Source organism: Rhodococcus sp. DK176 (genome assembly GCF_038447315.2).
GTDB lineage: Bacteria > Actinomycetota > Actinomycetes > Mycobacteriales > Mycobacteriaceae > Rhodococcus_F > Rhodococcus_F jostii_A.
This window is the reverse complement of record NZ_CP118321.2, coordinates 451,493-463,424: the sequence shown is the minus strand read 5'-3', so window position 1 is coordinate 463,424 and position 11,932 is coordinate 451,493. Positions and strand designations below refer to the sequence as shown.

General features: G+C 69.2%; 7 protein-coding genes. 6 read left to right on the top strand and 1 reads right to left on the bottom strand.

From position 1 onward, the window contains the following. Positions 1 to 18: 18 nt before the first annotated feature. From PSR88_RS02015 to PSR88_RS01990, 6 genes are all read left to right on the top strand, one after another. Positions 19 to 1,560: a class I adenylate-forming enzyme family protein gene (locus tag PSR88_RS02015; RefSeq protein ID WP_011593689.1), complete on the top strand. Its 1,542-nt coding sequence runs from the start codon at positions 19 to 21 to the stop codon at positions 1,558 to 1,560. Positions 1,561 to 1,648: 88 nt separating this feature from the next. Further along, positions 1,649 to 3,055, top strand: coding sequence for an MFS transporter (locus PSR88_RS02010; protein WP_011593688.1), 1,407 nt, complete (start codon positions 1,649 to 1,651; stop codon positions 3,053 to 3,055). A gap of 4 nt (positions 3,056 to 3,059) precedes the next feature. Then, complete coding sequence (locus PSR88_RS02005; protein ID WP_011593687.1) at positions 3,060 to 5,192, top strand: molybdopterin-dependent oxidoreductase; 2,133 nt, start codon at positions 3,060 to 3,062, stop codon at positions 5,190 to 5,192. Next, entirely contained in the window at positions 5,189 to 7,426 is a 2,238-nt protein-coding gene (locus PSR88_RS02000) for a molybdopterin-dependent oxidoreductase (protein ID WP_016881002.1), read from the top strand. Before PSR88_RS02005 ends, PSR88_RS02000 begins: the two co-directional genes overlap by 4 nt. Further along, positions 7,426 to 9,054 (top strand): FAD-dependent oxidoreductase, encoded by a 1,629-nt coding sequence (locus PSR88_RS01995; RefSeq protein ID WP_011593685.1) that lies wholly within the window; start codon positions 7,426 to 7,428, stop codon positions 9,052 to 9,054. The genes PSR88_RS02000 and PSR88_RS01995 overlap by 1 nt, the downstream gene beginning before the upstream one ends. Beyond that, complete coding sequence (locus PSR88_RS01990; protein WP_016881003.1) at positions 9,051 to 11,234, top strand: molybdopterin-dependent oxidoreductase; 2,184 nt, start codon at positions 9,051 to 9,053, stop codon at positions 11,232 to 11,234. Before PSR88_RS01995 ends, PSR88_RS01990 begins: the two co-directional genes overlap by 4 nt. Here the strand turns inward: PSR88_RS01990 and PSR88_RS01985 are convergent. Next, positions 11,210 to 11,671 carry a hypothetical protein gene (locus PSR88_RS01985; protein WP_011593683.1) on the bottom strand — a complete coding sequence of 154 codons (462 nt, stop codon included), beginning with the start codon at positions 11,669 to 11,671 and terminating at the stop codon, positions 11,210 to 11,212. The genes PSR88_RS01990 and PSR88_RS01985 overlap by 25 nt on opposite strands. Between the last annotated feature and the right edge of the window lie 261 nt (positions 11,672 to 11,932).

The following is an 11,932-nucleotide window of genomic DNA, read 5'->3' as shown; positions in this document are numbered from 1 at the left end:
CGAGCACGAGGAGCACAGATGAATCTCGCGGACCTGACCCGGTTCTGGGGTAAGACGCGTTCGCAGCAGCAGGCGATCGTGTTCGGGGACACATCGCAGACCTGGGCCGAGGTCGACGCGATCACCGACGCACTCGCCCGCGGGCTCGCTGCCCGCGGCGTCCGCAAGGGCGACCGGGTTGCCGTGATGATGCTCAATCGCCCCGAACTCGCGCACGTCATCCTGGCGACCCTCAAGCTCGGCGCGATCAGCGTCCCGCTCAACTTCCGGCTCACCGCCAAGGAGCTGGCACCGATGGTGGTCGACTCCGCGCCGCGCGTGGTGATCGTCGAAGACGGCTTCGCGTCGCTGCTCGAGGTCGCCACCGAACAGGCGGAGTTCGAGACCTACGCGATCGGGGGCAGTGCCCACCCGCCGTACGAGCGGTTGATCGACCCCGGAACCGCGCCCGTCGTCGCCATAGCCGCCGACGACCCCGGCTTCATCTGCTACACCTCGGGTACCACCGGCGTGCAGAAGGGCGCGCTGATCACCCACCGCAACGCGATGACTCCCGGCATCTCGCAGTCGATCACCTTCGGCTTCTCGCAGGGGGACCGGGTACTGTGCTCAGCTCCGCTGGTGTACACCGGCTCGGTCCTGTCGATCTTCATGCAGCTCGTCGTCGTGCCCGGCGCGACGATGGTGCTGTTGCGCGAGTACGACCCGGAGATCGCCCTCGACACGTTCGAGCGCGAGCAGATCACGGCAACCACGACCGTCCCGGTGATCTGGGAACGGATGACGATGCTGCCCGACTTCGGCACCCGCAAGCTCGCGAAGTTCACCTTCGCCGGCACGGGTGGCGCGCCGGTCAGCCTGGACCTGCTCGACTTCTACCGTTCACACGGCATCCCGCTCACCCAGTGCTACGGCCTGACCGAGGCGTCGGGCATGGTCTCGACCCTCGCCTACGAGGACGCCGTGTCGCGGCCCGGCTTCGCCGGGCTACCGCTGGTCGGCACCCACATCCGGATCGGTGAACCGGGAGTCGACACCCCGGCCGGAGAGGTCGGCGAGATCCTGGTCCGGGGCGAGCACGTGCTGCGGGAGTACTGGAACAAGCCCGAGGCCACCGCGGCGACCGTCGGCGACGGGTGGCTGCGCACCGGCGACCTCGGCATGCAGGACGACGGCGGATTCCTCAAGATCGTCGATCGCAGCAAGGACATGCTGATCTCCGGCGGCCTCAACGTCTACCCCGCCGAGATCGAGAAGGCGCTGCACGGCATCGACGGGCTGGTCGATCTCGCCGTCATCGGCGTCAAGGACGACCGGTGGGGCGAGGTGCCGATGGTGGTGTTCCACAGCGAGCGTCCCGCCGCCGACATCGTCGCCGACATCGCCGAGGTCGCCGGCGAGAACCTGGCGAAGTTCAAGCGTCCCAAGCACGCCGTCGCCCTCGGCGAGCCGCTGCCGCGCACGTTCTCCGGCAAGCTCGCCAAACCGTCGCTGCGTCAACGTTTCCCCGAGGTTCCCGCCGACGCACTCGCGGTCGACGGCACCGTCACACCGGTCTGAAGCATGTCTCCGAGGCACGCCGTCGGCTTGCCCATCCAGCTCGAGGCTTCATCCCCCGCGGTTCCCCCATCCGAGAGGAATACACGTCGTGGCCCCCATTCGTGAAGTCGACATCTCCCAACTCATCGACACCGCACCGGTGTCGGCCCTCCAGAAGCGTGCCATCGCACTGTGCCTGGCGCTCGCGATCCTCGACGGCATGGACGCCCAGCTGATCGGATTCGCGATTCCCGCACTGTCCGAGGACTGGGGCCTGTCCAAGGCCTCGTTCGGACTGCTGCTGGCGCTCAGCAGCGGCGCGATGGTCGTGGGCAGCCTGCTGTTCGGTCCGATCGCCGACCGGTGGGGCCGGCGCCGGGTGATCCTGCTGTGCACCGTGTTGTTCTCGGCATTCACGCTCGCGTCTGCCTTCGCGCCGTCGATGGGTGTGCTGATCGTGCTGCGCATCCTCGCCGGCATCGGGCTCGGTGGCGTCACCCCGAACCTGATCGCACTGACCAGCGAGTACAGTCCCGCACGCAGCCGCTCCACCATGGTCACCATCGTCGTTGCCGGCATGTCCCTCGGGGGATTCCTCGGCGGACTCGCTGCCGCTCAACTGATTCCGGCGTACGGGTGGCAGTCGATCTTCGTGGCCGGCGGCGTTCTCCCACTGATCGTGGCGGCGCTGGCGTGGGCCGGGCTGCCGGAGTCGGGCAAGTTCCTCGCGGCCCGCGGTGATCACGCCGGCGCCGCGAAGATCCTCTCGGCGATCGCCCCGCAGGCCGGCATCAACGGTTCGGTGACGTTCACCGTGGACGCCGTGGTGGCCACCCGGTCGCCGATTCGGGAACTCTTCGCCGGTGGCCGGGCACTGGACACGATCCTGCTGTGGGTGGTGTTCGTCATCAACTTCCTCGTGATCTACTTCCTGTTCGGGTGGATGCCGTCGCTGTTCAGCCAGGCCGGGCAGAGCGCGTCCAATGCGATCCTCGCCGCGGCGCTGTTCAACCTCGGCGGTATGGCGGGCGCGCTGTCCATCGGGTGGATCACCGACCGGGTCGGCACCGCATGGGCGCGGTCCCGGGGCTCGGACGCCGCCTACGCGGTGGTGATGGCCGGATACACGCTCGGGGCACTGTTCATCGGCGCCGTCGCGATGTTCCTGGCGAACTCCACCCTGCTGCTCATCACGATCTGCATCGTCGGATTCGGAATGTCGGGAAGTTCGGCAGGCATCATCGCGATCGCCGCGTCGATCTATCCGGTGGCGGCACGCTCGACCGGGATCGGCTGGGCCATGGGGGTCGGGCGCATCGGATCGATTGCCGGGCCTACTCTCGGCGCCGCCCTGATTGCGGCCGGAATGGACGCCCGCACCATCTTCCTGCTCATGATCGTGCCCACCGCCATCGCCGTCCTCACCCTCGGCGGGTTGTTCGTCCGAGAACGTGTGCGCGGACGCACCGGGGCGGGGGTCGCGGAACCGGCGGCCGCACCGGCCGAGGCGCACTGAACCGATGCCACCCGTCACGTCCCGGCGTACCTCGTTCTGCAGGCTGTGTGCCTCCTCGTGCGGAGTCCTGCTCGACGTCGAGGACGGGCGGATCACACGGGTCCTCGGAGACGCGCAGCACCCGATCTCCGGTGGGTACACCTGCCCCAAGGGACGCCGCGGCGGCGATCTGGTCCACGGCCCGGACCGGCTGACCACCTCGATGCGCCGCACCGGCGCCGGCACGCACGAGCCGGTGCCGGTGGCGCGGGCGACCGCCGACATCGCAGACCGGCTGCGCACCATTGTGGACCGCCACGGACCGGATGCGGTCGCACTGTTCATGGGAACGCAGCAGAACTTCGCCGCCCTCACCCCGCCGATGGCCCGGGCCTGGTTCCGGGGTACCGGCTCACACAAGCTGTTCTCCACGATGACCATCGACCAGTCCGCGAAGTGGGTGGTCGCCGAACGGATGGGAACCTACCTCGGCGGCCGGCAACGCTTCGAGGACGCCGACGTGTGGTTGCTGGCCGGTACCAACCCGGTCGTGTCCGCCAACGGCGGCGACGGGGACGGCGCGGTGGTGCAGAACCCGTCCGTCACCCTGCGGGCCGCCCGGGAACGGGGACTGCGGCTGATCGTCGTCGACCCACGACACACCGAAACCGCGGCCCTGGCGGACGTGCACCTGGCGCCCCGGCCGGGAACGGACGCCGTCCTGTTCGCCGGCCTCCTCCACGTCGTCCTCACCGAACAGCTCCACGACACCGACTTCTGTCGCCGGTACACCGCCGACCTCCCGGGACTCGCCGACGCCGTAGCCGACGTGACTCCCACGGTCGTACACCGGATCTGCGGCGTCCCCGCCGACCGGGTCCGTGCCGCGGCCCAGGTATTCGCGGGCGGGAGCCGGGGGATGGCAACGAGCGGGACGGGGCTGTGCATGGGCCCGCACTCGAACCTCGCGGAACACCTCCTCGCCGCCCTTAACGTGGTGTGCGGCCGGTACCTGCGCGAGGGGGAGCGGGCCGACGACCGCGCCGTCCTGACCCGGCACGCGCCCGCCCGCGCGGAGGTCGCCCCGCCCGCCCGGGCCTACGAGCACGGTTTCCGCAGCCGCATCGGTGGAGTGCGGGCGATGCGCGGTGAGCTGCCGTCCGGCATCCTCGCCGACGAAATCCTCGAACCCGGCCCCGACCGGGTGCGGGCGCTGATCGTGTCCGGCGGCAACCCGGCCGCGGCTCTCCCCGACCGAGCGAAAGCGTTGCGCGCATTGCGATCACTGGACCTGCTCGTGTGCATAGACCCGCGCATGTCGGACACCGCACGGCTCGCGCACTACGTGATCGCGCCGACCACGATGTACGAACGCGCCGACCACACCGCGATAATGGAACCGTTCTTCCCCCGCCCCTTCGCGCAGTTCACCCCCGCTGTGCTGCCGGCGCCGCCCGGTGTCGTCGACGACTGGCGGTTCTTCCTCGACCTCGCCGCCGCCTCGGGGCAGCCGGTGAAGTTCGCCGGCCGCATACTCGATCCCGACGCGCCGCCGACCTCCGGGCAGATGCTGGCGATGATGGCCGAACGGGGACGCGTCCCGTTCGCCGACGTGGTCACCGCCCCGCACGGACACCTCGCCGGGGCAAGTGGCGCAGTGGTGGGACCGGCGACGGAGGACGGTGCCGGGCACCGCCTGAGGTTGTTGCCCGCCGACGTGCGCGCAGAACTCGTCGCGGCGCTGACCGACCGAGTTGTCACAGAACAGTTTCCGCTACTCCTCACGGTCCGCCGGATACGCGAGGCCGTGAACTCCACCGGCACCCGCGTTCCGGGGCTCGTTCCGGGCGGCACCAACCCGGCAAGTCTGCACCCGGACGACCTGACCGCACTCGGGATCACAGACGGACAGGTAGTGACCGTGCGCTCGGCGGCCGGACGCCTGCGCGCGACCGCGCGGGCGGACCGCACCCTCGCCCGCGGCACCGTGTCGATGACGCACTGCTTCGGCAGCGTCGACCCGCGGGACGACGCCGGGGTGAACGTGAACGCGCTGACCGGAACCGGTGCCGGAGTGCAGGCGATCAACGCGATGCCGATCATGACCGCCGTGCCCGTCGCGGTCGGGCCGGTCGCACCCGAGGAGGAAGTCTCATGACCATCGCCGAACCGAAAACCGGACATCGCATCTGCCCGCTGTGCGAATCGACCTGCGGTCTTCTCGTCGAACTCGAAGGCCGCGACATCGTGCGGGTCGCGCCGAATCCCGATGACGTGATGAGCGCCGGGCACAGCTGCGCGAAGGGCCTCGGCCTCGGGCGCATCGAGGGCGACCCGGACCGGATCCGGATACCGCTCCTGCGCACCGCGGGCGGTGGATTCCGCGAGGCCACGTGGGACGAGGCGTTCGACGAGATCGGGCGCAGGCTACCGGAATTCGTCACCGGCGATCCGGGCAGCTGCGCGATCTACCACGGCAACCCGGCCGCCCACCACCTCGACGCCACGTTCTACCTCGGCGAGCTGATCGGCGCCGTCGGCACCAGCAACGTTTATTCGCCGGCCAGCGTTGACACGTGGCCGAAGAACCTGGCGCACATGCTGCTGTACGGCACCGGGCTGGGGATGAGTCTGCCCGACCTCGACCGCACCGACTACCTGCTGATCCTCGGCTCGAATCCGATGGTGTCCAACGGCAGTACCGTGACCGCACCCGGTATGCACCACCGGCTGCAGGCGCTGCGCGAGCGGGGCGGCACCCTCGTCGTGGTGGACCCGGTGCGCACCCGCACCGCCGAGGTCGCGGACCTGCACGTGCCGATCCGCCCCGGCACCGACGCCTTGTTCCTGCTCGGCGTGCTGTCCGTGATCGCGTCCGAGGGACTGTCCAGACCCGACCGGGTGCCGGACGTGGTGGATGGCCTCGGCGCCGCCCTCGCGATGGTGGCGGAATTCGAGCCCGATGCAGTCGCCGCGGCGTGTGGGATCGACGCCGACGTGATCCGCTCAGTGGCTCGTGGGTTCGCGGGAGCAGCTGCGGCGGTGGCGCATTCGCGGATCGGTACCTGCATGCAGGAGTTCGGCACTCTCGCGAACTGGCTCGTCGAGGTGCTCACGATCGTCACCGGCAACCTGGACCGGCCCGGAGGGGCGATGTTCGCATTGCCGCCCGCGGGCGGCCAGAACACCTGGCCGGTGACCAGGACGCCGAAGTTGATGTTCGACCGGTGGCGGTCCCGGGTACGCGGCCTGCCGGAGGCGATGGGGGAGCTGCCCGCGGTATGTTTCGCCGAGGAGATCCTCACGCCCGGGCCGGGCCGCACTCGGGCGCTGATCACCCTCGCCGGGAACCCGGCCCGGTCCCTGCCCAACAGCGACGCGATCGAGGACGCGCTCGGTGCGCTCGAGTTCATGGTGTCGGTGGACTGCTATCTCAACGAGACCACCCGCCACGCCGACGTGATTCTGCCCCCACCACCGGTGACGACCCGAGGCCACCACGACGTCACGCTCGCGCACTTCCAGATTCGGAACGTCGCCCGCTACACCCCACCCCTGCTGGACCTCGCCGACGGCGAGATGGCGGAGTGGCAGATCCTGCTGCGGCTGGCCGCGATCGCGAAGGGAACGCCGGACCGTCCGGTCGGCGAGATGGACGACGAGGTGGCCGCCGTCGCGGCCCGCCGCGCCGCGAAACTCGTCGGCTGCGAATCGGGACGGGCTATGGACGCCGTGGCCGGCCGTCGCGGCCCGCAGCGCTTGCTGGACCTGCGTTTGCGCAGCGGACCCTACGGCGACCGGTTCGGGCTCGACCCGGACGGGCTGACTCTCGCACTGCTGGAGGACAACCCGGACGGCATCGACTACGGGCCGCTGGCGCCGCGTGTCCCGGAGGTGCTGCGCACACCGGATGGGCGGATCGACCTGATGCCGGACATGATCGTCTCCGATCTGCCGCGGCTGCGAGCGAGCGTCACGAGGGCAGCACCGGATCTGCTGCTGATCAACCGGCGTCAGCGTCGCGGCATGAACTCTTGGCTGCACAACGCGCTGCCGCAGACGGACGGCGGCCAGTGCGCGCTGTTGATCAGCCCACCCGACGCGGCCGAGCAGGGTCTGGTGAACGGCGACCGGGTCGCGGTCACGTCCAAGGTCACCACCGTGACGGCCGAACTGCGGATCGACGACACGCTGCGCCCCGGTGTGGTGAGCATGCCTCACGGGTGGGGCCACGACGGGCCGGGCCTGCGGACGTCCCGGTCGGCCTCGGTCCCGGGGAGCAACTACAACGCCCTGGTGGACGACACCACTGACCTCGAGGCGCTGACGGCGTCCCCGATCTTCAACGGCGTCCCGGTCACGGTGACGCGCACGAGCGAGGAGCATCCCTGATGGCGTACGTGGTCACCCAGAACTGCTGTAACGACGCGACCTGTGTCGCGGTCTGCCCGGTCGACTGCATCCACCCGACCCCCGCGGAGCGGGAGTACCAGCGCACCGAGATGCTGTACATCGACCCGGGCGCCTGCATCGACTGCGGCGCCTGCGCCGACGTGTGCCCCGTGGACGCGATCGTCCCCGGCGACGCACCCGCCCCCGACATCGACCGGTACCGGGAAATCAATGCCGAGTACTTCCAGCGCAATCCACGCAGCATTGCGCCAGGCGCGCATGTGCAGCCGCTTCCGCTCGCCCTCGCGACCGCCGACGTCGCCGACCCCCCGGTGATGCGAGTGGCGATCGTCGGATCCGGACCGTCCGCGTTCTACGCCGCCGAGGAGCTGCTGGCCCGGCGCGACATCGCCGCCGAGGTCACCATGTTCGAACGACTGCCCGTGGCCGGCGGACTCGTGCGGTTCGGCGTCGCGCCCGACCACTGGCACACGAAGACGGTGGACCGGGTCTTCGACCGCACCGCGCGTCGTGACGGCTTCACGTTCCATCTCGGCGTCGAGGTCGGGAAGGATGTGACGATCGACGAGGTGCTGGCCCACCACCACGCGGTGATCCACGCGTCCGGCGCAGCGGGTGACCGGCGCCTCGGCATTCCCGGCGAGGACCTACCGGGCAGCCACGCCGCCAGGGAGTTCGTCGCCTGGTATAACGGTCACCCCGATCACGCCGATCGCGTCTTCGACCTCACCGCGTCCCGCGCCGTCGTGGTCGGCAACGGGAACGTCGCGCTCGACGTCGCCCGTATCCTCGTCTCCGACGTGGAGACCCTGCGCCGCACCGATATCGCCGATCACGCCCTGACCGCACTGTCCGACAGCCGGATCGAGGAGGTGGTGGTGCTCGGCCGACGGGGACCCGAGCACGCGGCCTGCACCACCCCGGAACTGCTCGCGCTCGGCTCGCTGCCCGGGATCGACGTCCTCGTCGACGGCCCGGTTCCGACAGGTCCGGACGCGCCGACCAAGCTGCGGATCCTGGCCGACTACTCCCGGCGGGAGCCGACGCCGGGGAACAAGCGCATCGTGCTTCGCTTCGGCACCACCCCGCAGGAGGTGACGGGTGACGAGCGTACCGCCGGACTGATCGTGACCGGCACCGACACAGGCACCGCGGACCGGATCGAGTGCGGGCTGGTCCTCCGGGCGGTCGGCTACCGCGGGCTGCCCATCGCTGGCCTCCCGTTCGACGAGGCCGCCGGAACCGTCGCCAACGTGTCGGGCCGGGTCACCCTGCCGGACACGGGGCAGGCCGTGGCCGGCCATTACGTGGCGGGCTGGATCAAGCGCGGCGCGACCGGGGTGATCGGCACCAATCGCTACTGCGCGGCGGAGACCGTCGAGGCCCTGCTCGACGATCACCGTGCGGGTCTGCTCGCCGCACCGACTGCGGGTTCCGCGGACCTGGCGGCGCTGGTGCGCGAACGCCGACCCGACGCGCTCGGCGGTGCTGACTGGCGCGCGATCGACCGCTTCGAGCGCGAGCGAGGGCGGGAGGCGGGCAGGCCCCGCATCAAGATCGTCGACGCCGGGGAGGCGGCTGTCGTCGCGGGCGCGGCCGTCCGATGACCCCGAAGGACACGACCCAGGTGCACACGTTCTGCCGCATCTGCGAGCCGGGATGCGGCCTGCTCGCCGACGTCCGGGACGGCGAGGTGGTCCGGTTGCAGCCGGACCGGGATCATCCTGTACACCAAGGGTTCTCCTGCCACAAGGGCGTGCACTACCTGCAAGTCCACTCCGATCCGGACCGGCTCGACCGGCCGCTGAAGAGGACCAATCCGCGGAGCGAAGAACGCGGCGACTTCGAACCCGTCGACTGGGATGTCGCGGCGCGCGAGATCGCCGACAGGCTCCGGGAAATACGGCAGAAGTACGGCCGCAACGCCCTCGCCGTCTATCAGGGCAACCCGTCGGCGTTCAACGGCGCCTATTACGCGAACGCCGCCACGCTCGCCCGCGGCTTCGACACCCGGATGCGCTTCAGTGCGGGAACGCAGGACACGTCGGCCAAATATGCGGCGAGTGAGGCGATCTACGGCGCGTCGATGGCGCATCCGATTCCCGACCTGCTGCACACGGACTACTTCCTGTGTCTCGGCAGCAACCCACAGGTCTCGCACATGACGCTGATCCACATTTCGGATCCGATGACCAAGATCCGCGCCGTGAAGAAGCGCGGTGGAACCGTGCTGTTCGTCAATCCGCGCCGCATCGAGTCGTCGTCGCCGGAGACCGGTGAGGTGCTGCTGATCAAGCCGGACACGGACTTCTACTTCCTCGCCGGAGTTCTGCACGAGATCGTGTTCCGGATCGGGTACGACCGGGACGTCGTGGAACGTCACGCGCGACGCGTCGACGAACTGCTCGACTTCGTCCGGCAGTATCCCGTCGACCGGATCGCCGCGGTCACCGGTATCGACGCCGACACGGTCCGGCAGGTCGCCGCCGACTTCTGCGCGGCGCCGAGCGCGAGCATCTACATGGCGACCGGCGTGAACCAGGGCCGGCAGGGCACCCTGGCCTATTGGATGCTCACCATGGTGAGCCTGTTTTCCGGCAACCTCGGCAGACGCGGCGGCAACATCTACTCCCGCGGTGTCGCCGATGTCGTACAGGGCTCGAAGCGCAAGCGGGAGGACCCCTTTTACGACGGTCCCTTCGGTGAGATGCGCACCGTCAGCGGCGACCTGCCGGCCGCGCTCCTCCCGGAGTTCATCGGGAACCCCGACGACCCGATCCGCGCACTGATCGTGGTGTCGGGCAACCCGCTGCTGTCGGTCGGCGGGGACGGCCGCCTGCGCCGGGCGTTCGAGCAGTTGGATCTGATCGTGACCGTCGATCTGTATCGCACGGTCACCGGCGAGATGGCGGACTATGTTCTGCCCGCGACGGATTGGCTGGAACGGGAGGACGTCAACTTCCTCAACACGATGGGCGTCGCGATGGAGCCCTATGTGCAGTACACGCCCGCGGTCGTGCCGGCGAAGGGGGAGCGCCGCGACGACTGGTGGATTCTGTCCCGCATCCAGCAGGAGATGGGCGTCCCGACCCTGCTGGACGACCCGGACCCGAATCCGTTCGCCGCGGTCGACGCGATGATGCGGGACTCGGGTCTGAGTATCGACCTTCTCGCGACGATGCCCTGCCAGACCGCGGTGCTGCCGGAGGCCGATCCCGCGCACGTGTTCAGCATCGCGGTCCAGCACGACGACGGACTGATCGACTGCTGCCCCGCACTGTTTCAGCGCTCGTACGACACCGCCGAACGCATTCTCGAGGAGCTGGCCGCGGAACCCGCCGATCAACTCAAGCTGATCACCCGGCGCACCCACTACATGGTCAACAGCTGGCTGCACAACCTTCCGGTGTTCAAACAGGGTGTCCATCAGAGCAATCCGTTGTGGATGAGCCCGGACGACGCGCGGCGCCGCGGCCTCGTAGAGGGCGACGACGTCACTGTGCGCAACCGCCACGGCGAAATCGAGGCGGTTGTGGTCTGCGACGACACCCTCCGACCGGGCGTGGTGGCGATGACGCACGGCTGGGGGCAGAGCACGGCGCGAGGGCTGGACGTGGCGAGGCGCAACCCCGGTGTGAACGTCAACCGGCTCGCGCCCACCGGCACGGACGGCTACGACCCCCTCAGCAACCAGTCGCAGCTCACCGGCATCAACGTCGAGGTGATCCGAACCATGGGATCCCCTCAGGGAAGAAGCGACGTTCAGGGCAGTGGCGCAACGGCATGACAGCTGGGCGCGACGGCCGTCGCCGGATCCAGGAGGTTCCGGATAATACGGAGAGTGATGTCGTCATTGACCATGGTCCCGTGATTGGTCAGATTTTCGGCGCAGAAATCTTGGACCACGACGTTGGAGACGTTCGGTCCGGGTGGTGGCTGAGACTCGCTCAGTTGCACGACAGGATCGGACCGGGAACTGACAGTGGCGTATTCGACTTCCGGCCGGGTCATTCCGTCGACGCCGGTTTCTGCGACGAACGCCGAACCTGCGGTGCCGTCGTCGACCACGGGAATTGCGCGTCCGACGAGATCTTTGGCCTGAGGGTGTCCGGCGAGGAGATTGAGCATCCCGTACGCACTGATGCCGTTGGTTGCGGCGGCGACACCGACCATCGTGCCGACCTTCGACTCTCCACCCCACCGGCTGATGTAATACAACGGCACGAGCCCGCCCTGGGAGTGCCCGACGATGTCGACCCTGTCTGCGCCAGTGGCGGTGAGAACTTCCTCGACTTAGTCACCGACCTGTTGCGCGGACACGCGCATATCCCCGGTCTGATGGAACCGTCCGGTGTTTGGGCCACCGTAGTTCAGGCCGAAGACGCAGTGGCCGTCCGCCTTCAGCTGTGGTGAGTACATCGCCCAGTTGGCGTACATGCACCCATCTCGTCCCACTCCTCTTCGGCGACTGCGGGCAATCGGCTA

What these genes read in the sequence shown, in the direction of transcription:
- PSR88_RS01990 (WP_016881003.1), top strand. Translation starts at nt 9,051, where the DNA reads ATGACCCCGAAGGACACGACCCAGGTGCACACGTTCTGCCGCATCTGC.
- PSR88_RS02005 (WP_011593687.1), top strand. Translation starts at nt 3,060, where the DNA reads ATGCCACCCGTCACGTCCCGGCGTACCTCGTTCTGCAGGCTGTGTGCC.
- PSR88_RS02015 (WP_011593689.1), top strand. Translation starts at nt 19, where the DNA reads ATGAATCTCGCGGACCTGACCCGGTTCTGGGGTAAGACGCGTTCGCAG.
- PSR88_RS02000 (WP_016881002.1), top strand. Translation starts at nt 5,189, where the DNA reads ATGACCATCGCCGAACCGAAAACCGGACATCGCATCTGCCCGCTGTGC.
- PSR88_RS01995 (WP_011593685.1), top strand. Translation starts at nt 7,426, where the DNA reads ATGGCGTACGTGGTCACCCAGAACTGCTGTAACGACGCGACCTGTGTC.